A 23,766-nucleotide genomic window follows, 5' to 3' on the forward strand; every position below is an offset into this window, starting at 1 on the left:
ATCGCAGGAAATTGAAAACGAGCTGATTGAATCGGGGGTTTCATACGTGAGCAGGCAAATGAACGGGAAAACGGAGCCACTCAAGAAACGTGCTGGATCAATCGGTGCCGCGTCTTCCTGTAATCAAGTTAATAATGAAGATAATGATCGCTGCAACGAGAAGAATATGGATAAGGGCACCGCCTACTTTGACAACAAGTCCGAGGATCCACAGAACAATTAATATCCCAATAATGGTCCAAAGCATATTTTTCACTTCCTTTCTTTGTCATAAATTACCCAAAAACAAGCAAATGAAACAACTATTTTCAACAGAGTTTCTCCCCCAATCGTTCGAACGCGGTTCAGGTAAAGAACAGATACAGGCGGATGGGCGGAATACTCTTACGTGTATTTTATGGATGGATAATTGATTTTATAAATCGGACAAGAAATTTTTGGAAAAATCAATCGCAGGCTGTGTTAAGCGCAAGATCGGTGGAACAGGTGCTTTCAGCATTTTTTCATGCTTATTTTTTCGCATAAAAAAGAGAAAGAGATCAACAATAATCGAAGATGGAGGTGAAAAATGATGCAATTAGCAGGACATGAACTACGGGATCTCAGTGAACTCATTGCAAGCTGTTACAACACGGTCACTTGCATGGGAGCTTTTATCAACCAGGCGCAAGATCCTGATTTGAAGTCGATGCTTCAAAGGCATTACCCGAAGCATATTGCCGACTATAACTTGAAAGTGGAGTTTGTCCAAAGCAATACCACTCCTGATATTTCCAAGTTTATGCCGGATGATTTAATGACGAAACTGGATAATTACACGACTCCGCCTGTACAGCCTGTGCCTGCCGGAGCACCAAGAACAAATGCTCAGACACATACAGACAGGGAGATTGCCCTTGCCTACTTATTGAACCAAAAGGCGGCGGCTAAAAATTATGCGGCAGCCGTTTTGGAGTGTGCCAACCCGCACCTGCGGACATTTTTGGAAAATGCTTTCTTGAACAGCAGCAGGCATTCCTATGAGGTATGGCAATATATGACAGAAAGGGGATATTACCCGCTTTCCCCCGCACCCCAGCCAGATATTCAAATGGTGGGCAGTATGTACGAAGTTGTTCCACAGCCGGCGACTTACATGGGAGATCAAGAGCCTCCTCAGCAGTTTTTACAGTGAAAAATGGAGACAGGCAAACGTTTGCCTGTCTCGGTTTCGTTTCGGAGGCGGCATCTTCAAAATTTGTTCCTTTTTAATTCGTCCCTAATTCAGTATAATGTTAAGATGGTAGAGCGTTATTTTTATGGAAGAGGAGTAATCGAGATGACCTCTGAGAAAAAGCCCATCCCTAAACTGGATTACGGAATTGTTTTAACAATCATGTTAATGATGATTGCAAGTGCAATTGTCATTTACAGCGCCCAAACGACGGGACAATATGGTGGAACAAACTTTGTTTTACAGCAACTCGTGTGGTATGGAATCGGAACGGCTGTTGCAGTGTTCGTCATACAGTTTGATTCTGATCAGCTAAGAAAAGTGTCCTGGTACTTGTATGGAATTGGCTTGTTGATGTTAATCATCTTATTTCTCGCACCTGAAACCTGGTCGTTTACAAAGAAGACAAATGGTGCGCAAAGCTGGTTTTTTATTCCTAAAGCCGGGGCTATTCAACCGTCGGAGTTTATGAAAGTGTTCACGATTCTTGTCCTTGCAAAAGTGACGGCTGATCATCATGTGAAATTTATTCGAAAAACGACGAAAACGGATTTTTGGCTTCTGACCAAGCTAGGTCTCATCGTGGTAGCTCCCGTTGTGTTTATTCTAAAACAGCCCGACCTTGGAACATCTCTTGTGTTCGTGGCCATTTTTCTTGGAATGGTGTTTGTGTCAGGCATCACCTGGAAGCTTTTGGTCCCCATTTTTTCTGCAGTCTCGTTATTGGGCGGCACGGTCTTGTATATCGCGATCAACAAACCGGAGCTGTTAAAATATTTTGGTGTGAAGCCATACCAATTTAAGCGGATCTATTCGTGGCTTGATCCATACACACATCAATCGGATGCAGGGTTCCAGCTCATGAGATCAATGCTTGCCATTGGCTCGGGACAAACGAGTGGAAAGGGATTTGGGAACCGTGAAGTATACATGCCGGAAAGCCATTCAGACTTTATTTTCAGTACGCTCGGCGAGGAATTTGGTTTTATCGGCGGAAGCATTCTCGTTAGTTTATTCTTTTTATTGATTTATCAGATTACAAGAGTGGGACTAGATACAAAAAACCCATTTTATTCTTATATTTGCGTCGGGGTAATCTCGATGATCACTTTTCATGTTTTTCAAAATATCGGTATGACAATCGGGCTTTTGCCGATTACGGGAATCCCGCTTCCGTTCATCAGTTACGGAGGAAGCTCGCTCTTGTCGAATATGATGGCGATCGGACTTGTTCTATCCGTCCGATATCATTATAAAAAATATATGTTCTCTTCAAGTGAATAGCATGGGCAAGCTGATTCAAAAATGAATTGCAAGTCACTTTTGCATCGATTAAATCGACAAAGATGCATAAGTGACTTGTTTTTTTGTTTTAGCATGTGTTTGTTAGTTGGCATGAATTTTGCGAAATATAAAAAAGAACTACAGGCAAGACATGCTTGCAGGTGAAATGATCAAAGAAGGGAGATAGATGATGAGAGGCAACAGTGTCCGATAAACGATCCCGTGATGATTTAACCAGTTTCAGTCATTTAGGGCAAAATGAGTGCGTGGATGGAAATAAATAACAGAACAACAGAACTTTGTGTTTTTCACACCCATACATTGTTGTAGTATGACTTGCGGAATTCAGGACCTTGATGAAATGCAGTTTGTATGTCTACTGCGATGAGAGTATTCAGTGGTTTTCACAATAGGTCAACATACACATTATAGGCTGGAAGTATCGCTGCTTTTGGCGTTTCCCTTGAAACCGCTTTTTTAATGTCTGAGTTTAAGACGATTATGGGAGCGTGGATTGTAACCCGGCTAAACCGATTTTCGCGATTGTTTAACTGTTTTCGATATCGTTACAAAAATATGCTTCATCGCGGATGATAGCGCTTGAAATACTGTCTTATAAAAGATGCTTTTTGGGCATTTGTGTTGGCGTATTTGAGTCCGCTTTCTGTGGGTACGTTAGGAACGTAATGTGCTGGTGTTCCTTTCCAAATTTGAGCGCCAGGTGATCGAAAGGCTTGGCACTTGCCAGGTTTAATGAAATGACTGGATTCTATGCGTTGGTCTGGCAAAAGCAACGTATTCCAGTTCCATCAAGAATATGGAAGGTGAATAAGTGGTATGGCGAATTGGATGCTGGCAGTTGTACAAGATGATTTTAATAGTGAAAATAACTTGGGATTAATCGAATTTTATATACATGATTGTGTAGAAAAGTATCCCGAAACGAAGCTTATTTTATTTCCTGAAGCGGCAGCCTCGGGCTATCTTTTTTCGGAAGACCATGTGAAATGGAAAGCGGAGGCCGCAGATGGAGCTTCATTCGTTTTTCTATCCAATTTGGCAAAAGTGTATAAGCTATACATTGGCTATGGTTTTATCGAAAAGAAGGATGGCAAGATTTATAATTCAGTGAATTTGATTGGACCCGACGGCGAGCTTTTGGCTACTTATCAGAAAATGCACTTGACTCCTTTGGAAAAGCATCTGTTTACACCAGGAGGCCGCCTTGTCACTGTAAAGACCGAGCTTGGAACGATTGGTTTTGTTATTTGTTGGGACATGGCTTTCCCGGAGTTATCCCGTCTGTTGGAAAAACAGGGAGTGGATTTAATCCTTGCTCCCAGTGCATGGGAACGTCCTTATGAAGATTCATATGAGCGAATGGCGACTGCCCGGGCAATTGACAATACTGTATTTTTGGCAACATGCAATTACACTGGCGGCAAAGGAGAAATTCAGTTTTTCGGAAGGTCCGCCATTTATGGTCCCGATGGCGGGATGATCAGCGGGAGGCCAAAAGAGGAGAAAGGTATTGCCGTGGCTCCTATAGAAATCGGCAAAAGAAAAGAATTGAAAGAAAGCTTTTACTCTATGCGTGTGGATGAACGAACGGATTTATATACGATTCTATGGAGAGACAAAACGGACTGAGAATCAGTGGGGCATATTGGGATGTTTCCGGTTGATGCCAAACCGAAATCCGGCCCGAACATGCAGGGGTATTGAAATCATATAACTGTACTGATCACATACGAGCACAGGAATAGCTGTTTCCTGTTTTTCCATAAGGATGAATTGCCTGCTTCAGTGAGGAACTTTTAAAAAAGACGTGAACTTTACAATGTCGCTTTACTGATGGGAAGTAAGGCAAGTCAAATGCTGAGGCCTAGACGCTTTTTATTGATGTGAATAGGGGGAAGGATATCGCGCACTTACCTGGTGAATGCTCTATATCATTCTCGTCGGTCTTTAGAAGTTTGTGGAAAGTTTTCAGTGACCTAGGAGATATAGGAAATGAACGCTAAGGAGGCAATAAAATGGAGTATCAATTTATTTTGCGTACAAAAGTGATTTCTGAACAAGGCGCAACGAACAAAGCAGGCAGCTTTTTGAAAGAATATGACGTCAAAAAAGTGCTTCTTGTGACGGATCAGGCGATTGTCAATGCAGGTCTGTTGGGAGGCATGCTCGAGAATTTGAGGAAGGAAGGTTTAAGCTGCGTTGTTTTTGACCGTGTGAAACCTAATCCTAAGAATACAGAAGTGGAAGCTGTAGCCAGCATTGCCAAGGAAAATTCTATTGATGGCCTGATCGCTATCGGCGGAGGAAGTGTGATGGATTTTGCCAAAGGTGTGGGCGTGTTGCTGACACATGAGGGCAGTGTAAGGGAGTGGGAGGGCGATTTTACGCTTGAAAGGGATATTGCTCCTTTAATTTGTATCCCTACGACGGTTGGGACAGGTAGTGAAGTAACATGGATTGCGGTTATAACGGATACGGACAGAAACTTTAAGATGGGAATCGTTGATCCAAAAATTGCTCCAAAAATAGCATTACTAGATCCGGATGTAATCAAAACATTGCCTTCTTCTACTGTCGCCAGTACCGGCATGGATGCATTAACACACGCGATTGAAGCATACACTTCCCGTCTTTCGTCACCAATGACAGAAACACTGGCTTGCAAGGCGATCGTGATGATCAAAGAGAATTTGACAAGTTTGGTTAACGATTCAAGCAACCTCCGGGCTTCCCGGGCCATGCTGAGTGCCAGCATGATGGCGGGAATTGCTTTTAACAACGCTAATGTCGGGAGTGTGCATTGTCTTTCCGAAGCGATAGGCGGCTATTATGATCTTCCTCACGGTGTTTTAAACAGTATTTTCTTGCCTTTTGTATTCCGGCGTAATATTTCGGCCGATCCCGCCAGACATGCAGAAATCGCTTATTTATTAGGTGCCGAGAAACGATTTGCATCTGAAGAAGAGGCGGCTCTTGAAGGGCTCAACATAATCATGAATATAAGAAAAAGCTTACAGCTTCCCAAATTCAATGAATTGAAAAAGGTTTCGCCGGAAAACTTTGAATATTTGGCGAAGGTCGCGAAAGAAACGCCTATGGATGAAAGCAATATAAAAGAAATAAGTGAAGAGGAATATTTGGACATCATTAAAGAGGCGTTTAATGAGTGAAACAGGAGGAAATTGTGATGGATGAGAAAAACCTTGAATATAGAGAAGAACTTGACCGGAGAATTTCAATACTCACGGAAAACGGAAAAAAAGATAGTGTTATTGAACAACTGCAAACCTTAGATTATATCATGATGGTGATGATTGGAATGGCTTCATTTCTAACCTTTTATTGGGGTTGGCAGTAAGCTTACTATAAAAAGGGGAATTAGTGATGAATAAAAACGATAGTGCATTTGGTCTTTTACCCGTTTTGCCTAAGGAAAGGGTATGGAATGGCTTTGATTTTTCGATGGTGAATATTGGACTGGCTATTGCCACTTGGGGATTTTTAATTGGCGGCACACTGTCGGAATTTGTCGATTTAAAAATGGGAATTGCCGCTTCACTTGCGGGTAATACTCTTGCAGTAATGATTATGGCACTGGTTACGACTTTGCCGTCGACTAAATATGGGATCGATCAATATGTTTCTTTTCGAAGTGTGTTTGGCATTCAAGGAGTTAAATTGACTCTGGCGGTGATGGTTTTGATCGAGTTCGGCTGGTGCGCCGTTTTGGCGATTATGTTTGGCCGCGCTTCCAGTAATATTCTTGGAGAAGTGACCAATATATCATCTACATCGGTGATGCCAGTTATTATTTTTGCATTTATAGCGATTGTCATAAGTTGGCTCATTGTCGCTAAAGGACCTGTTTCTATTAAGTGGCTTAATCGAATTGTTGCCCCTGGCTTAGTTTTGATCCTTCTTATTATGCTGGGCATATTATTAAGCAAATATTCGGTTGCTGACATTTTTTCCTTCAAACCTTCTAATCCCGCTCTCGACCGCTGGTGGAATTATATGATCGCCTTTGAATTAAACCTTGCTGCTGGGCTTTCATGGTGGCCTATCATGGGAGGGCTTTCAAGACTTTGTAAAACACAGCGTGCCGGCTTTTGGCCGAATTTGATTGGATTAAACTTTTTCGCGGTATTTGGGCAAATTGTCGGTTTGATGGCAGGGCTTGCTCTTGGAACGAGTGATCCTACAGAGTGGATGATCCCGCTTGGGGGAGCGGTGCTTGGTATGATCGTCCTTATATTTATTGCATTCGCCAATATTACGTCAATTACCTCGCTTGTTTTTTCAACATCTATGGCTTTAAAGCAGATTAAATGGGTTGAAAAAATGGAGTGGTCAAAGCTCACATTTTACTTTTTGTTATTGACCGTACCGCTCATCTTTTTCCCAGATGAAGTGTATAGTCGCTTTAATACATTTCTAGCGGTGTGTGGAACTTTCTTTGGGCCGCTTTCCGGGATATATTTTGTGGATTATTTTATTCTTCGGAAAAGACAGCTTGATATTCGCAATCTTTATTTCACCGATTCCGGAAAGCCATATTACTATTGGGGCGGATTTAACTGGTCCGCAATAGCGGCATTTGTGATTTCGACGGCCGCTTATTTCATTATGTTAGATCCGATTACATTTGAGCATTCTACGGCTTTTCTCTATTTATCAGCGTCCATTCCAGCGACGATTTTTGGTGGAATCCTCCATTATATTTTCACAAAAATGATTGTGATTCCGAAACAATTGGGTGGATATGTTAAAAGACAAGAGGAGACATGAACATGAAAAAAGCTGTAATTGTCGGTAAAGGTGTCTTTCAGCAGTCTCCTAAAGGCGTCGCAAGGGGGTGCTTGCGATCTTAGCTTTTTTTTCTGCTTCTTAACAGCGGACTAAAACCCCGCTGCTAGAAATTTTGCTTATTTTCATGAGGGAACGCTCCCGTTTGTACCTCGCTAAACGGGCGCTCGCCATTTTCTGAGCATTTCCAGAATAAGCAGGCACTTGCTCCAAACAAGGCTGTGTTGCATAACATGGCATTAAAAACAGTGGAGGTGCCTTTTAAATGAAAACACATGATAAACCAGCGGCTGCTGTTGACCCTTCGAAACCCGAGACAATCCCAAAGTTCATTGATGATCTGCCCATTCCTGTAACGGCCAAACCCAATCATAGAGAGGGGAAGGATTATTACGAAATCACAATGTTGCAAACTAAACATCGCTTTCATACATTTTTTCCGCCCACAACGGTATGGGGCTTTAACGGGCAGTATGCCGGACCGACCATTCAGGCGGATTCACATAAACCAGTGCATATAAAATGGAGAAATAATCTTCCTGATAAACACCTTTTGCCGGTGGATCGGACGCTCCATGGTGTAGAGGGTAATCCCGAAGTACGAACCGTTGTCCATCTTCATGGAGCACATGTGTCCCCGGACAGCGATGGAAATCCCGAAGCCTGGTTTTCCAGAGATTTTGCGCAAACAGGCCCTGCTTTCAAACGAAAAATATACGAGTATCCCAATTCCCAACCGGGAGCCACCTTGTGGTATCATGACCATGCAATCGGTATTACAAGATTGAATGTGTATGCGGGGCTTGCCGGTTTTTATTTCATTCGTGACCCCTTTGAGAAACAGCTGAATCTTCCGGACGGAAAATACGATATACCGCTGATGATTCAAGATAAAGCTTTTCATGCGGATGGCTCCCTGTTTTACCCTGAAAATTCAAATCCTCCGGCATCAGTGAATCCATCCGTTCTTCCCTTTTTTGTCGGCAATACGATTACAGTGAACGGAAAGCTGTGGCCTCGTCTGAAGGTTGAGCCAAGGAAATACCGCTTGCGATTTTTAAATGCATCCAATACGATTGGGTACACATTGAGGCTGGGGGACGGACGGGAGTTTTACCAGATCGCGACGGATGGAGGGTTGCTGGAAAAACCGGTTAAACTTCAGACGTTTTTGCTGGAGCCGGCTGAGCGGGTAGAGATCATTGTTGATTTTTCAAAGTTTCAAGGTAAAAAAATGATCCTGCAAAATACAAATGTTGAAGGAGATATGGGAGTGATCATGCGCTTCGATGTCACTTTGCCACTTTCTAAAAAAGATACGAGCCAGGTTCCCGAATATATGAGGCCCACACAATTTCCAGTAGAAGATGCAGCTGATAAAATAAGGCTGCTTACATTAAGTGCCAGTACGGACAAATACAATCGACCAGTTTTCTTGCTTGATAATCGGACGTGGGATGACCCGGTGACTGAGAAGCCGGTTCGCGGCAGTACAGAAGTTTGGAAGTTTATCAATCTCACGGATTTTCCGCACCCCATGCATATCCATCTTGTCTTCTTTAAAATTTTACATCGGCGGCCGTTTGATCTTGAACGTTTTCAAGAGGACGGATCAATCGTATATACGGGACCTGAGGTGGAGCCGGAGCCGTATGAACGGGGGTGGAAAGACACGGTGAATGCCGCACCCGGTATGGTTACCAGCATTATCATGGCATTTAAGGAATTTACCGGCGACTATGTGTGGCATTGCCATATATTAGAACATGAGGATTATGATATGATGCGGCCGATGAAGATTGTCGATGGGCCTGAAAAGTTTTAGAAAGCAAGTTTCGTTCCATCAGCCGGCGCTATTACATTCAAAGTCGGTGAGATGTTCCATAGTTCTTGTTTTCCAACTTTACCTGGATTGGGAGATCGAAAATGCGCACCCACGCTGTTCAAAATAAAAAAGCAGACCAAATAAAAAGGTCCGCTTTTTTATTTTGAAAGTTTATTGGATGTTGCCGCTATAGGGGAATTGATTCGTATAGCCAGTGTGCTGCTGGTATGATTGCTGGATTTTTTGCTCGTTTTCAGCATCCATTGCATACCAGCCCTTTCTGAACATGAGTTCAAACAGTCTTCTTTGTGCATGCTGGGTTTCATTAAAAATAGTCAACAAATCGTCGTATAAATGTTGATGGCTCGCTTCGTGCAGAGCGACCGCATAACTTCTTGTCAAGTATTTTTCCGTGGAAAGCATGTCATTCGTAAAGTCTCTTTCATTCATTTGCGGCGTCTTCGGCACTTGTGTGGCCGGGTTCTGGATTTTACGGCCTGTCTGGTTGTTGTGATTTGTTTGCAAAATGATTTCTCCCTTCATCTTACATGAATTGGTTGTTCTGTTGTTTTTCTTGTAAATGGGTCATAAGTAATTCGTAGTGGCGTTGATGCATTTGCCCGCACTGGTCCAGTTCAGATTTTATGTCCCTATCCTGGCACTGCTGTGCAAAGAAATGGGCTTTTTTCATCGCCAGCAAGTTCCACGCCAACATATCATTGATATACGCCAAATCTTTCGTTGTAATAACATGGGGCGGCTGCTCCATCATCGGCTGCTGATTTTGTGCTTGCTGCGGATTCATTTGTTCATTATGCATTTATTTCCCTCCTCAATGATGTCGGGATTAGTCTTTGTGGAAAAAATTGTTTTTATACATAATGTTGAGGAAAAGCCATTTTTTAAAAGGCAAAAATGGCTGGAAAGAGTCTCTAAAAGATGAAAAATAAAAAATTTTATAGAATTGATTGCTTCACATTGAAAATTTCGATATATTAATAAATAACCATACTTCATTTTCTAAAGGCATTTTTTTTAAAAAGAAAATGAATGAGCATTCATTCAAAAAGTTGCAGAGGAGGAATTGCATTGTCATTTCGCATTCGAAAAGCGGCAGTCCTTGGCTCGGGTGTTATGGGATCCGGCATTGCCGCGCATCTTGCCAACGTGGGCATTCCAACTATCTTGTTGGACATCGTCCCGAAAGAACTGACTGCAGAAGAAAGGGAAAAAGGCCTGACACTGGAAGACAAAGCAGTACGGAACCGAAACGCGGAACAATCTTTAAAAAAGCTGTTCAAACAAAAACCGGCTCCGCTTTCCAGTAAAAAGAACATCAAGCTTATCACCGCCGGAAACTTGGTGGATGATTTGGAAAAGCTCGCTGAAGTAGACTGGATTATTGAAGTCGTTGTCGAAAATCTTTCCGTTAAAAAGCAAGTGTTTGAACAGGTGGACCGATACCGAAAGCCGGGAACACTTGTCAGCTCCAACACTTCGGGCATCTCCGTTGAAGCAATGGCCGCAGGGAGATCGGAGGATTTTCAAAAACATTTCATGGGAACGCATTTTTTTAACCCGCCGCGCTATTTAAAGCTGCTGGAAATCATTCCGACAGAGAAAACAGATCCGGAAGCATTGGCGTTTATGAAAACATTCAGTGAGGATGTCCTTGGCAAAGGAGTTGTCATAGCGAAGGATACACCTAACTTTATTGCCAATCGAATCGGGACGTACGGGTTGCTCGTAACGGTCAGGGAAATGTTAAAGGGAGGCTACAGCATTGGGGAAGTGGATTCGATTACCGGACCGCTCATCGGAAGGCCGAAAAGCGCCACATTCCGCACCCTTGATGTTGTCGGGCTAGATACTTTTGTCCACGTCGCCAATAATGTATATGAACAAGTTGAAGGGGAAGAGAAAGAAGTATTTAAAGTCCCCGGTTTCATGATGAAAATGCTTGAAAACGGCTGGCTGGGAAGTAAATCGGGACAAGGATTTTATTTGAAAAAAGGAAAAGAGATCCTTGAACTAAATCCGGAAACATTGGATTATGGAGAGCGAAAAAAGCTAAAAACCCCTGCTTTGGAAATGGCAAAACAGGCCAAGGGAACGAAAAATAAGTTGAAAGCGCTTATTTATTCGGATGATCGAGCAGGGAAACTGCTTTGGAACATCACTGCCCCCGTTTTGTCCATCTCCGCTGAATTGCTAGGTGAAATCGCCGATGACATTGTGTCCATTGACCGGGCCATGAAATGGGGATTTGGCTGGGAGCTTGGGCCGTTTGAAATATGGGACGCCATTGGAGTCGAACAATCCGTCCAAAAAATGGAAGAAGACGATATCAAAGTGCCTGAGTGGGTGAAGCAAATGATCGCCCGCGGAGAGTCCCGTTTTTACAAAGAAACGGAATCAGGACGGCAATTTTACATGGGCGGCGAGTATAAGGAAGAAACACAGAATCCGAAGGTCATAGATTTGCGGCAATTGAAAAAACAAGGAAAAGTGCTCAAGAAGAACACTGGCGCGAGTTTCATAGATATCGGAGATGGAGTAGCCTTGCTGGAATTCCACTCTCCCAATAACGCGATCGGCTTCGATATTATTCAAATGATCAATCATGCCATCGAAGAAACGGAGAAGAACTTTAAAGGACTTGTCATTGGCAATCAAGGAAAAAATTTCTGTGTCGGCGCCAACTTAGCGATGATATTGATGGCTGCCCAGGATGACGATATTTTTGAAGTGGATCTCGTTATCCGCCAATTTCAGCAGGCGATGATGAACATTAAATACAGTGAAAAGCCCGTTGTGGCAGCCCCATTTGGGATGACGCTGGGCGGAGGCACGGAAGTATGCCTGCCAGCTGCGCGTATACAGGCATCTTTGGAAACATATATGGGTCTTGTTGAAACAGGTGTTGGCCTGATTCCGGGCGGAGGCGGAAATAAAGAACTGTATATAAGAACGTTAAAACATTTTCCGGAAGGCATAGAGTTCGATTTGCAGAAAGTGGCAAACAAAGTGTTTGAAACGATCGCTATGGCGAAAGTATCGACATCCGCAGAAGAAGCAGCAGAAAACTTCTTTTTAAGTAAGGACGACGGGATCTCCGTCAATGGCGATCATTTGATCCATGATGCGAAACAGGTCGTTCTTGACCTCCACGAAAAAGGATACAAGCCGCCTGTACGAGAGAAGGTTCCGGTTACGGGCGAAACAGGCTATGCGACACTGTTGCTTGGCGCGGAAGCGATGCGTCTTTCAGGGTATTTAACGGAGCATGATATGAAAATAGCGAAAAAGCTGGCATACGTTGTTGCTGGGGGAAAAGTGCCTTATGGAACTGAAGTGGATGAGCAATATTTGCTTGACCTGGAAAGAGAGGCATTCATCAGTCTCGTGGCAAACCCGAAATCACAACAGCGCATGCAGCATATGCTCGTTAAGGGAAAACCGTTAAGAAACTAATTATAGATAGATTGATAGAAAGCGAGGAGGAACATCATGCGTGAAGCGGTCATCGTAGCCGGTGCGAGGACACCGGTGGGAAAAGCGAAAAAGGGGACACTTGCCCATGTGCGTCCGGATGATCTAGGGGTGCTCGTGGTCAAAGAAACGCTAAAGCGTGCGGGCAATTATGACGGAAATATTGATGATGTCATTTTTGGGTGTGCGATTCCGGAAGCGGAGCAAGGATTGAACATGGCCAGAAACATTAGTGGATTGGCGGGCTTGCCGGACGATGTTCCGGCCATTACGATCAATCGGTTTTGCTCATCAGGCTTGCAGTCAATCGCTTATGCGGCGGAAAGAATCATGCTTGGGGCATCCGATACGATCATTGCCGGCGGCGCGGAGTCGATGAGCCTCGTACCGATGACGGGGCATATTGTCCGACTGAATGCCAAGCTTGTCGAATCAGCTCCAGAATACTATATGAGCATGGGCCATACGGCGGAGGAGGTTGCCAAACAATTTGGCGTAACCCGGGAAGACCAGGATGCATTTGCCGTCAGAAGCCATCAAAAAGCAGCGAAGGCCATTTCTGAAGGGAAATTCGATGAGGAGATCGTTCCGGTTGATGTGGCAGTTAGAACTGTTGGTCCCGATTTTAAACTCAAGGAAAAACAAGTCCAGTTTACAAAGGATGAGGGTGTGCGTCCTGATACCAACATGGAGGCACTCGGAAAACTGCGGCCGGCATTTTCAGTCAACGGCTCGGTGACAGCGGGCAACTCATCGCAAACAAGCGACGGGGCGGCAGCTGTTATGGTCATGGAGCGTACAAAGGCCGACTCCCTTGGACTTACCCCCTTGGTAAAATTCCGTTCTTTTGCTGTGGCGGGTGTTCCACCGCAAATTATGGGAGTAGGGCCGGTAAAAGCCATACCGAAAGCACTCGAATTGGCAGGCTTGGAATTATCCGACATTGGTTTGTTTGAATTGAATGAAGCATTTGCGTCACAGGCAATTCAGGTGGTAAGGGAGTTAGGGATTAATGAAGAAATCGTAAATGTCAACGGCGGTGCCATTGCGCTTGGGCATCCGTTGGGATGTACGGGCACAAAACTCACTTTGAGCCTTGCCCATGAAATGAAAAGAAGAAATGTTGAATTTGGCGTTGTGACGATGTGTATTGGCGGAGGAATGGGCGCCGCGGGAGTATTTGAATTACTATCCTAAAAAGGGAGGTTACTATTATGGAAAAAGAAACAAAAGATTTGGTAAAAGGCGGGGCATTTTTAATAGAAGATATTTCTCCGGATCAAGTGTTCACACCAGAGGAATATACGGAAGAACAAAAAATGATTGCGAAAACGACGGATGACTATGTCACGAATGAAGTCATGCCAAACATGGAGCATCTTGAAAACCACGAGTTTGACCGCTCAGTCAAATTATTAAAACAAGCAGGAGATCTTGGCTTGCTCGGAGCGGACGTACCGGAAGAATATGGCGGACTGGCGCTTGATAAAATCAGTTCTGCACTCATTGCGGAAAAAATGTCAAAAGCAGGCGGTTTTTCGATTTCTCACGGGGCGCATGTTGGCATCGGTTCCTTGCCGATCGTATTGTTTGGAAATGAGGAGCAAAAGCGAAAATACTTGCCCGCTTTAGCCACGGGCGAGCTGTTGGCGGCTTACGCCCTGACAGAACCAGGCTCGGGATCAGACGCGCTGGGAGCCAAAACAACGGCCAAACTGAATGACGCCGGGACTCACTATGTTTTGAATGGTGAAAAACAATGGATCACAAACGCGGCATTTGCCGATGTGTTTATCGTGTATGCCAAAGTGGATGGCGAGCATTTTACAGCATTTATCGTTGAGCGCCAATTTCCTGGTGTCTCAACGGGGGCCGAAGAAAAGAAAATGGGCATCAAAAGTTCCTCCACTAGGACACTTATTTTGGATGACGCTCACGTTCCTGTCGAAAATGTTCTTGGTGAAATCGGCAAAGGCCATAAAATTGCGTTCAATATTTTAAATATAGGCCGTTACAAGCTAGGTGTCGGCGCAGTTGGCGCATCAAAACTGGCATTGGAAATGACGCTGAAATATGCGAATGAGCGCAAGCAATTTAAGACGCCGATTTCCCAGTTTAATTTGACGAAGGAAAAATTCGGAACGCTTGGTGCGGAAATTTATGCTTGTGAAAGCTCAGTGTACCGTACGGTTGGCCTGTTTGAAGAGCGGATGAGTCGGTTGACGGAAGAAGAGATCAACGACGGAGCGGAAGTGGCGAAGTCGATCGCTGAGTATGCCATAGAATGCTCGCTGAATAAAGTGTTCGCAACTGAAGTTCTCGATCATGTTGTCGACGAAGGTGTGCAAATTCACGGCGGCTATGGTTACATGCAGGAATACGAGATTGAAAGAGCTTATCGGGATTCGAGAATAAACCGCATCTTTGAGGGAACAAATGAAATTAACCGCCTGCTGGTGCCTGGCACTTATATAAGAAAGGCATTTAAAGGGGAACTGCCGCTTCTTGCCAAAGCTCAGAGTCTGCAAGAAGAACTAATGATGCTCATGCCGGATGAGCCGGGTGATGAGCCACTTGCCAAAGAAAAACATTTGGTAAGGGGTGCGAAAAAGGCGGCTTTAATGATCGCCGGCCTTGGCGTACAGAAATATGGTCAGCAATTGGAAAAAGAACAGGAAATATTGGCGAAGCTTGCAGATATCGTTTCTTTTGCCTATGCAATGGAATCGTCTGTACTTCGGACGGAAAAAGCGATTGACCGTGATGGTCTCGAAAAAAATAAGCAGAAGCATTTGTATACGGAAATCTTTTGCCAGGATTACATCGTTAAGGTGGAACACTTGGCAAGGGAGTGCCTGGCCGCTCTTGAGCAAGGGGATTCGTTCCGCATGATGAACTCTGCTCTCCGCAAGCTGATCCGTCACAACCCGATTAATGTAATCGCCAAAAAACGCGAAGCGGCCGATGAATTGATCGCGGCGGAACGTTTTATCGTGTAACTATTTTTTTCAAGCCATCGTGAAGCAGTCATTTGCCTGCGCACGATGGTTTGTTTTATATTTATGGTATATTTTATTTTTTTAAAAAAAGGTTTTTTGAAAAAATTGGCGAATCTATTTGTCGTATGCATGAAGAAAAGGAAGGTGATTCAATGCCACTTACGATGTATTCCTATCCAAAATGCGGAACTTGCCGAAAGGCGAAAAAATGGATGGAAGAAAATCAACTTGAGTTCGAGGAAATACACATCGTTGACAGTCCTCCGTCAAAGGAGGAGTTGAAAAGCCTGCATGAAAAAAGCGGCTTGAATGTAAAAAAGTTTTTTAACACGAGCGGAAAAAAGTATCGTGAGCTCGGATTAAAAGACAAAGTAAAAAGCGCTTCCGACGAAGAGCTCTTTGACCTATTAGCGTCAGATGGAATGTTGATCAAGCGCCCGATTGTAACGGATGGAAGCAAAGTCACTGTTGGATTCAAGGAAGAAGAATATGAAGAAACATGGCTGAAATAAGCATGTTTTCTTGCTTTACACGTTTTCTTTTTGTACATTTAAATCAGTAAAGTGAAGATGGAGGGATTTGGATGAATACACCAGCTGAGCTAAGATATTCTGAAGAGCATGAATGGGTAAAAGAAGAAGGGGAGAAGGTGAGAATCGGGATTACCGATTTTGCCCAATCCGAACTTGGGGACATTGTTTTCGTTGAACTTCCTGAAGTGGGTGACGACATTACAGCGGACGAGCCTTTCGGAAGCGTTGAATCCGTGAAAACAGTATCTGAATTATATGCTCCGGTCAGCGGCAAGGTTGTTGAGGTAAACGAAGAACTGGAAGACAATCCGGAATTTGTAAACGAATCTCCTTATGAAAAAGCCTGGATGATCGTTGTGGAACTGTCTGACCGCAACGAGTTAGAAAATTTAATGTCTGCTGAAGATTACGAAAAAATGACAAGCGAAGGATAAATACAAAGCGCCTTGGACGAGTGCCAAGGTGTTTTTTAAAAGGTCGGAAAAATACCTGTTTTATAATGCGTTCGAACATGAACATCTGAAATAATCTCGCTTTGCCCGACTTCGCCGTACAGGACTTCCCAGTGCGTTCGACTTGACAGTAAGTTGCCGCCTGATCCAGATGCGGTTCAGGACTTCCCAGTGCGAGCGAACCGGCAGTAATTCGTCGCCTGATCCAGTTGCCGGATAAGGCCCCCAGTTCGTTCGACTCGACAGTAAGTCACCGCCCGAGCCAGTTGCGGTTCAGGGCGCCCCAGTGCTGGTGAATGTCCAGGGCGCAAATAAGGCTTTTCAGCATATGATCTTATAAGGAAACAGTGCAAGCTCAAGCTTCGAAGATGTCGGTCTTTGAATGATGATATATGCAGGACACCTTAGTGTTGCCTCGCCTTTAAACAAGAACTTTTGCGCCGCTATCATCTCATGAAGAAATGAGCAAGTCTGGCAAGAAGCCAGTTACTTGATGGGCAGGCTTCATGTTGAACTTCTACAGTACTGCTTTATTCAGGAAGAAATAGCTGCTCGAGCTTTATCGAAGGTGTTTCCCGTGAGGCAGCAACATTGGCAGCTTTCTGCGGGACGCCCAAAATCGGTTTGCCTCTGGTCTATGCGTCAAAAAGCAAGGCGCTTGCGTTTTTCTTGCCTCCTTCTAGGGCGCTAAGACAGCCGCGACTTTTGGCAACTATGGTTTTTCGTGAAAGCGAGGTTAGCAACGTGAATGTTTCGATGGAGAAAGTGATTATTGTTGAAGGATTGTCAGATAAGAAGAAAATCATGAAACTCATTAAGGAATCTGTGGAGATCATTTGTACAAATGGTACAATCGGGCTGTCCAGACTGGATGAGCTGTCAGAAGAACTTGAGGGAAAGGATGTATACATACTCGTTGACGCGGATGGCTCCGGTGAAAGTTTGCGTAAACAGTTGAAGCGGGAGTTTCCCCAGGCGCGGCATTTATACATTGACCGAAAGTTCAGGGAAGTGGCCACTACCCCGTCTGAGATCCTCGCTAATATTTTAATTAGGGCACATATCGATGTTTATGCCGATTATCTTTAAAGAAGGACGATGTACAGCTTATGAAAGAATGGACAAAACAAGACATCCATGAAGCCATCGAAAAAAAAGAAAGTGCAATCATTTACTTTTATACGCCATTATGCGGAACCTGCCAAGTGGCAGGCCGCATGCTTGATGTCATTGAGGACATGACAGGCAAGACCATTTATCAAGCCGACTTGAATTATCTTCCGGATATTGCGGAACTTTTCAAGATTGAAAGTGTTCCGTGCCTACTGTTGTTAAACCGCGGTTGCGTCTCCAAAAAAATATACGCTTTTCGCTCAATTCCATACTTGCTTGAAATCTTAAAGGAATACAGTTAAAATAAAATCCCAGCCAAAAAGTTTAATTGCCTCCAAAAGAGGCAAAACATATCATTGTAAACAATGATAAATGAAAGGATTGGTTTTTTATTAACTCCCTAGACATTCAATACACGAATGTAATGGAAAAAGCTCTACATGGAGCACACGGCATTGGGTATGAAACATACAGGCATGATCATGCCGCCAGAATGGAAGTGGAAAAAAAGCGGGAAGCGGAATATGTAGAATCCCGACAGGTAATATTAACGATATCCGGAAACATGACGCATGGACAATGACAACCAGGCCTTTGTATTAACAAAGGCCTGTTTTTAATGAGAAAATTCTCAAATAAAATTTGAAAAACCGATACTTTTACGCTGTCTAGTTGATAATAATTTTAAAATGCGATAATATGGAGACTAGGAATTAGACAAAAAACAATTCAAGCTTCAAATACTTTTCTATATCCGGAGGTAATGATGATGGCTTCAACGTTAACAATTAAAGATCTTAATGTATCCATTGACGGAAAAGAGATCTTAAAGGGCGTAAACCTGGAAATAAATGGCGGAGAATTTCATGCTGTAATGGGACCAAATGGAACCGGTAAATCGACATTGTCCGCTGCAATCATGGGTCATCCCAGATACGAAGTAACGAGTGGAAGCATTACGCTGGATGGCGAAGATGTCCTGGAAATGGAAGTGGATGAGCGTGCGCGAGCTGGTTTGTTTGCGGCCATGCAGTATCCGAGTGAAATCAGCGGAGTGACAAATGCCGAATTTTTACGCACAGCGATAAATGCTCGCAGAGAAGAAGGAAAAGAAATTTCCTTAATGAAATTTATCCGTGACATGGATAAGAAAATGGAACTTCTTGAGATGGACCCCAACATGGCTCAGCGCTATTTGAATGAAGGATTCTCCGGCGGGGAGAAAAAGCGCAACGAAATATTGCAGCTGTTAATGTTAAAACCGAAGATTGCCATTTTGGATGAAATTGACTCTGGCCTTGATATAGATGCATTGAAAGTAGTTTCGCAAGGAATCAACGAGATGAGAAGCGACGACTTTGGGTGCTTGATCATTACTCACTACCAACGGCTTCTTAACTACATCGCCCCCGACTATGTCCACGTAATGATGCAAGGAAGGATCGTAAAATCCGGCGGTCCTGAACTGGCACAGCGTTTGGAAGCGGAAGGGTATGACTGGATCAAGGCAGAACTTGGCATTGAAGATGAAACAGTTGGCCAGGAAGCATAAGCGGTAGGGGGATTGAAATGACAACTGATACGAAAATGACGATCGATCAACAATACATTCGCTCTTTTTCAAGCAAGCATAACGAACCTGAATGGTTTACACAGTTTAGATTGGACGCATTTGGCAAAATGGATGAACTTCCGATGCCAAAGCCGGACAAAACAAGGATTACGAATTGGAATTTCACCGAATTCCCGAAACATGAGGCCGAAGGCCAGACATTTGCTTCTCTTTCCGATTTGCCTGAAGCGGCTCAATCTGTCATTAATATAGAAGAAAAAGATCAGAATTTATATGTCCAGTTTAATCAGCAGGTTGCATATATAAATGTATCCGAACAATTGAAAGAGCAGGGTGTCATTTTTACTGATATATTCACAGCCATTGCGGAGCATTCCGATCTGGTGAAAAAATATTTTATGACGGATGCAGTAAAAGTGGATGAACATAAATTGACGGCGTTTCATGCAGCGCTTGTCAATGGTGGAGCATTTTTATATGTGCCGAAGAATGTTCAAATAAAAGATCCTGTTCAGGCTGTTTATATTTTTGATGATAAAGACGCCGCCATGTTTAACCATGTCCTCATCGTGGCGGATGACAACAGTTCGGTCACATATGTGGAAAATTATTTGTCCACGAACGATGAAGTAAACGGAATCGTCAATATTGTTTCCGAGGTGATTGCCAATCAAAACGCCAAAGTGGTTTATGGGGCGGTCGATACGTTGGCAAAAGGCTCCACTGTATATATCAACCGCCGGGGAATTACCGGACGGAACGCACAGCTTGATTGGGCGCTTGGATTAATGAATGACGGCAACACGATTGCAGAAAATACAACAAACTTAATTGGCGAAGGTTCAAGCGGGGATGCGAAGACGGTTGTGGTTGGAAGAGGCAGCCAAACGCAAAACTTTACGACAAGCATTGTGCATTTTGGCAGACATACGGAAGGTTTTATTTTAAGCCATGGTGTGATGAAAGATTCTGCTTCGTCCATCTTTAACGGAATTGGGAAAATTGAAAAGGGCGCATCAAAGGCAAACGCTAACCAAGAATCCCGTGTTTTAATGTTAAGTGAAAGGGCAAGAGGGGACGCCAATCCGATTTTGCTCATTGATGAAGATGACGTTATTGCGGGACATGCGGCATCAGTAGGCCGTGTAGATCCATTACAGCTCTTTTATATGATGAGCCGCGGGATTTCCAAAGCGGATGCTGAGCGTCTCATTATTCATGGGTTCCTCGCTCCTGTTGTAGAAAAGCTGCCGATCGAAGCAGTGAAACGCCAATTGGTCGAGATTATTGAAAGGAAAGTGCAATAATGAACTGGAGTGAGGTTCGCAAACAGTTTCCCATATTGGACCAGGAAGTGAATGGACATCCGCTTGTGTACTTGGATAGTGCTGCGACCTCTCAAAAGCCGATCCAAGTCATTGCAGCTCTGGATGAATATTATAAAGGCTATAATTCGAATGTTCACCGTGGTGTGCACACGCTGGGGACGAAGGCAACAGACAAATATGAAGGCGCCCGCGAAAAGGCAAGGAACTTTCTCAATGCTTCCTCTGCCGAAGAAGTGATTTTTACAAGAGGGACGACAACGGCGCTCAACATAGTTGCCGCCAGCTACGGACGTGCCAATGTAGAGGAAGGCGATGAAATCGTCATCACCTATATGGAACATCACAGCAACATTATTCCTTGGCAGCAGATCGCCAAGGAAAAAGGGGCAACTCTGAAATATATACCTCTTCAAGAAGACGGCACGATCAATCTGGACGATGCGGCCAATACGATCAGCGAGAAAACGAAAATTGTTTCCGTTACACACGTATCGAATGTGTTGGGTGTTATCAACCCGATTAAAGAATTGGCGGCCATTGCCCACCGAAATGGCGCGGTCATGGTCGTGGATGGCGCCCAGGGTGCGCCGCATGTTAAGGTTGATGTAAAAGATCTGGATGTCGACTTTTATGCGTTTTCCGGCCATAAAATGGGCGCGCCGACAGGGATTGGCATTTTATATGGAAAAAAAGAACATCTTGAAAACATGGAACCGATCGAGTTTGGCGGTGAAATGATTGACTTTGTCGGGCTGTACGAATCAACGTGGAAGGAACTTCCATGGAAATTTGAAGCCGGAACGCCGATTATTGCCGGCGCAATTGGTCTTGGTGCCGCGATCGACTTTTTAAATGAGATTGGACAGGAAGCCATCCTGGAGCATGAGCATAAACTTGCGGCTTATGCGATGGAGAAGATGTCCCAACTTGACGGTTTAACCATTTATGGACCTGTTGAACCGGAAAAGCGGGCAGGCGTTGTCACATTCAATCTGGAAGAAGTCCATCCCCATGATGTAGCTACAGTGCTTGATTCGGAAGGGATTGCCGTCAGGGCAGGTCATCATTGTGCACAACCGCTTATGAAATGGCTGGATGTTTCTGCGACAGCCAGGGCAAGCTTTTATATATACAACAACGAACAAGACATTGACAGACTCGTTGAAGGCCTTGTCAAAACAAAGGAGTATTTCACGAATGTCTTTTAACAACCTTGATAATCTGTACAGGCAAGTGATCATGGACCATTACAAAAATCCGCGGAACAGAGGGAGTTTACAAGACGGAAGCCTGACGGTGGACATGAACAACCCGACATGCGGAGACCGAATCCATCTAACGATGAAGCTGGATAACGGAAAAGTGGCTGATGCCAAATTTGAAGGGGAAGGCTGCTCCATTTCCATGGCATCGGCTTCCATGATGACACAGGCAATCATTGGCCAAGATACGGATTCGGCTTTGAAACTTGCGCATATCTTCTCTGAAATGATTCAAGGGAATGATCTTGACGACGAAGAAGAAGATCTTGATCTTGGCGATATCGAAGCCTTACAAGGAGTATCCAAATTTCCAGCGCGTATTAAATGCGCCACGCTCGCATGGAAAGCGATGGAAAAAGGATTAAAGCAGCACCAATAAAAGAGGGAGGAATGTACAATGGCGAAGCAAATACCCGAAATTGGTGATTACAAGTATGGTTTCAGGGATCGAGACGTTTCCGTTTTCCGTACCGAGCGCGGTTTGACGCGGGAGATCGTTGAAGAAATATCGAAAATGAAAGAAGAGCCTCAATGGATGCTCGATTTCCGGTTGAAATCACTTGAACACTTTTACAAAATGCCAATGCCGCAATGGGGCGGCGATTTAAACGCCCTAAACTTTGATGAAATTAGATATTACGTGAAACCGTCTGAGCATACAGAGCGTTCCTGGGACGAAGTGCCAGAGGAAATTAAGCAAACATTTGACAAGTTGGGCATCCCGGAGGCTGAACAAAAATATTTGGCCGGTGTTTCGGCGCAATACGAGTCTGAGGTTGTTTATCACAATATGAAAGAAGATCTCGAAAAAATGGGGATCGTCTTTAAAGATACGGACTCAGCTCTGAAAGAAAATGAAGATATTTTCCGTGAGCACTGGGCGACAGTTATTCCGCCAACCGACAACAAGTTTTCTGCTTTGAACTCGGCAGTCTGGTCCGGAGGATCGTTTATATACGTGCCGCCTGGCGTAAAAGTCGATACGCCGCTACAAGCCTATTTCCGGATCAACTCCGAAAATATGGGACAGTTTGAACGGACGTTGATTATCGTGGATGAAGGCGCGTCCGTCCACTATGTGGAAGGGTGTACGGCGCCCGTTTATACGACGAATTCATTGCACAGCGCAGTCGTTGAAATCATCGTCAAAAAAGACGGGTACTGCCGATATACGACCATTCAAAACTGGGCGAACAACGTTTATAATCTTGTTACAAAACGGGCAGTCTGCCATGAGCGTGCGACGATGGAATGGATCGATGGCAACTTCGGCTCCAAGGTTACGATGAAATATCCTGCCGTCTTTTTAAAAGGAGAAGGTGCAAGAGGCCTGACATTATCTATTGCGTTGGCCGGAAAAGGCCAGCATCAGGACTCAGGCGCTAAAATGATCCACCTGGCGCCTAACACGACATCATCAATCGTATCCAAATCAATGTCACAGCACGGCGGTAAAGTCACATACCGCGGAATCGTTCATTTTGGACGTAAAGCAGATGGCGCGCGATCCAATATCGAATGTGATACGATGATTTTAGATGACAAATCCACTTCCGATACAATCCCGTATAACGAGATATTAAACGACAATATCTCGCTTGAACACGAAGCGAAAGTGTCCAAAGTTTCGGAAGAACAGCTCTTCTATTTGATGAGCCGCGGAATCAGCGAACAAGAAGCAGTCGAAATGATCGTCATGGGCTTCATCGAGCCCTTTACAAAAGAACTGCCAATGGAATACGCGGTGGAAATGAACCGTCTCATCAAATTTGAAATGGAAGGTTCGATTGGTTAATAGATGATAAAACCCGTCACAACAACGCTTGTGGCGGGTTTTTTGTACCCATTTATTTTTCGCGAAACAT

22 protein-coding genes are annotated in these 23,766 nt (G+C 44.1%); 19 read left to right on the forward strand and 3 right to left on the reverse strand.

The genetic code is table 11. The annotated features are described in order from the left end of the window. Positions 1-97: 97 nt before the first annotated feature. On the reverse strand, positions 98-247 hold the full coding sequence (locus MHB50_RS03010; protein WP_139345603.1) for a lmo0937 family membrane protein: 150 nt from the start codon (positions 245-247) through the stop codon (positions 98-100). 324 nt (positions 248-571) lie between these two features. Between MHB50_RS03010 and MHB50_RS03015 the strand changes: the two genes are divergently transcribed. The 7 genes from MHB50_RS03015 to MHB50_RS03045 all read left to right on the forward strand — a co-directional run bounded on the left by MHB50_RS03015 (position 572) and on the right by MHB50_RS03045 (position 9,149). Then, positions 572-1,174 (forward strand): spore coat protein, encoded by a 603-nt coding sequence (locus MHB50_RS03015; RefSeq protein WP_077111162.1) that lies wholly within the window; start codon positions 572-574, stop codon positions 1,172-1,174. A gap of 144 nt (positions 1,175-1,318) precedes the next feature. Then, a complete protein-coding gene (rodA, locus tag MHB50_RS03020; protein WP_340084833.1) occupies positions 1,319-2,497 on the forward strand; it encodes a rod shape-determining protein RodA in 1,179 nt (392 codons plus the stop codon). 837 nt (positions 2,498-3,334) lie between these two features. Further along, entirely contained in the window at positions 3,335-4,147 is an 813-nt protein-coding gene (locus tag MHB50_RS03025; RefSeq protein ID WP_340084834.1) for a carbon-nitrogen hydrolase family protein, read from the forward strand. 386 nt (positions 4,148-4,533) lie between these two features. After that, the gene (locus tag MHB50_RS03030) at positions 4,534-5,688 is read left to right on the forward strand and encodes an iron-containing alcohol dehydrogenase (RefSeq protein WP_077111082.1); all 1,155 of its coding nucleotides are present in this window, start codon (positions 4,534-4,536) and stop codon (positions 5,686-5,688) included. Positions 5,689-5,705: 17 nt separating this feature from the next. Further along, positions 5,706-5,876, forward strand: coding sequence for a hypothetical protein (locus MHB50_RS03035; RefSeq protein WP_171973863.1), 171 nt, complete (start codon positions 5,706-5,708; stop codon positions 5,874-5,876). Positions 5,877-5,902: 26 nt separating this feature from the next. Then, positions 5,903-7,306 (forward strand): cytosine permease, encoded by a 1,404-nt coding sequence (locus tag MHB50_RS03040; RefSeq protein ID WP_340084835.1) that lies wholly within the window; start codon positions 5,903-5,905, stop codon positions 7,304-7,306. A 283-nt stretch (positions 7,307-7,589) separates the two neighbouring features. After that, positions 7,590-9,149, forward strand: a complete 1,560-nt coding sequence (locus MHB50_RS03045; protein WP_339161915.1) for a multicopper oxidase — start codon at positions 7,590-7,592, stop codon at positions 9,147-9,149. Between the two features lie 171 nt (positions 9,150-9,320). Here the strand turns inward: MHB50_RS03045 and MHB50_RS03050 are convergent, their stop codons facing one another. Both MHB50_RS03050 and MHB50_RS03055 read right to left on the reverse strand, forming a co-directional pair. After that, a complete protein-coding gene (locus MHB50_RS03050) occupies positions 9,321-9,599 on the reverse strand; it encodes a spore coat protein (protein ID WP_339165578.1) in 279 nt (92 codons plus the stop codon). A 94-nt stretch (positions 9,600-9,693) separates the two neighbouring features. Then, entirely contained in the window at positions 9,694-9,969 is a 276-nt protein-coding gene (locus MHB50_RS03055; protein ID WP_077111092.1) for a hypothetical protein, read from the reverse strand. A 269-nt stretch (positions 9,970-10,238) separates the two neighbouring features. Here MHB50_RS03055 and MHB50_RS03060 point away from each other — a divergent pair, with 269 nt between their 5' ends. The 12 genes from MHB50_RS03060 to sufB all read left to right on the forward strand — a co-directional run bounded on the left by MHB50_RS03060 (position 10,239) and on the right by sufB (position 23,696). After that, a complete protein-coding gene (locus MHB50_RS03060; RefSeq protein ID WP_340084836.1) occupies positions 10,239-12,623 on the forward strand; it encodes a 3-hydroxyacyl-CoA dehydrogenase NAD-binding domain-containing protein in 2,385 nt (794 codons plus the stop codon). A gap of 36 nt (positions 12,624-12,659) precedes the next feature. Further along, positions 12,660-13,838 (forward strand): acetyl-CoA C-acetyltransferase, encoded by a 1,179-nt coding sequence (locus tag MHB50_RS03065; RefSeq protein ID WP_340084837.1) that lies wholly within the window; start codon positions 12,660-12,662, stop codon positions 13,836-13,838. Between the two features lie 17 nt (positions 13,839-13,855). Beyond that, positions 13,856-15,640: an acyl-CoA dehydrogenase family protein gene (locus MHB50_RS03070; RefSeq protein WP_077111098.1), complete on the forward strand. Its 1,785-nt coding sequence runs from the start codon at positions 13,856-13,858 to the stop codon at positions 15,638-15,640. Positions 15,641-15,792: 152 nt separating this feature from the next. Continuing rightward, a complete protein-coding gene (locus MHB50_RS03075) occupies positions 15,793-16,152 on the forward strand; it encodes an arsenate reductase family protein (protein ID WP_077111163.1) in 360 nt (119 codons plus the stop codon). Positions 16,153-16,223: 71 nt separating this feature from the next. Then, positions 16,224-16,607 carry a glycine cleavage system protein GcvH gene (gcvH, locus tag MHB50_RS03080; RefSeq protein ID WP_077111100.1) on the forward strand — a complete coding sequence of 128 codons (384 nt, stop codon included), beginning with the start codon at positions 16,224-16,226 and terminating at the stop codon, positions 16,605-16,607. Positions 16,608-17,339: 732 nt separating this feature from the next. After that, the gene (locus MHB50_RS03085) at positions 17,340-17,714 is read left to right on the forward strand and encodes a toprim domain-containing protein (RefSeq protein WP_077111164.1); all 375 of its coding nucleotides are present in this window, start codon (positions 17,340-17,342) and stop codon (positions 17,712-17,714) included. Between the two features lie 20 nt (positions 17,715-17,734). Beyond that, complete coding sequence (locus tag MHB50_RS03090) at positions 17,735-18,040, forward strand: thioredoxin family protein (RefSeq protein ID WP_340084838.1); 306 nt, start codon at positions 17,735-17,737, stop codon at positions 18,038-18,040. A gap of 464 nt (positions 18,041-18,504) precedes the next feature. Continuing rightward, positions 18,505-19,290, forward strand: a complete 786-nt coding sequence (sufC, locus tag MHB50_RS03095; RefSeq protein ID WP_077111104.1) for a Fe-S cluster assembly ATPase SufC — start codon at positions 18,505-18,507, stop codon at positions 19,288-19,290. A 17-nt stretch (positions 19,291-19,307) separates the two neighbouring features. Next, positions 19,308-20,618 (forward strand): Fe-S cluster assembly protein SufD, encoded by a 1,311-nt coding sequence (gene sufD, locus MHB50_RS03100; RefSeq protein WP_340084839.1) that lies wholly within the window; start codon positions 19,308-19,310, stop codon positions 20,616-20,618. Beyond that, the gene (locus MHB50_RS03105; protein WP_340084840.1) at positions 20,618-21,847 is read left to right on the forward strand and encodes a cysteine desulfurase; all 1,230 of its coding nucleotides are present in this window, start codon (positions 20,618-20,620) and stop codon (positions 21,845-21,847) included. Before sufD ends, MHB50_RS03105 begins: the two co-directional genes overlap by 1 nt. Further along, the gene (sufU, locus tag MHB50_RS03110; RefSeq protein WP_077111109.1) at positions 21,837-22,280 is read left to right on the forward strand and encodes a Fe-S cluster assembly sulfur transfer protein SufU; all 444 of its coding nucleotides are present in this window, start codon (positions 21,837-21,839) and stop codon (positions 22,278-22,280) included. The genes MHB50_RS03105 and sufU overlap by 11 nt, the downstream gene beginning before the upstream one ends. 18 nt (positions 22,281-22,298) lie before the next feature. Beyond that, complete coding sequence (sufB, locus tag MHB50_RS03115) at positions 22,299-23,696, forward strand: Fe-S cluster assembly protein SufB (RefSeq protein ID WP_077111111.1); 1,398 nt, start codon at positions 22,299-22,301, stop codon at positions 23,694-23,696. Positions 23,697-23,766: the final 70 nt, after the last annotated feature.

This window comes from Siminovitchia sp. FSL H7-0308, from assembly GCF_037980985.1.
Classification (GTDB): domain Bacteria; phylum Bacillota; class Bacilli; order Bacillales; family Bacillaceae_C; genus Siminovitchia; species Siminovitchia thermophila.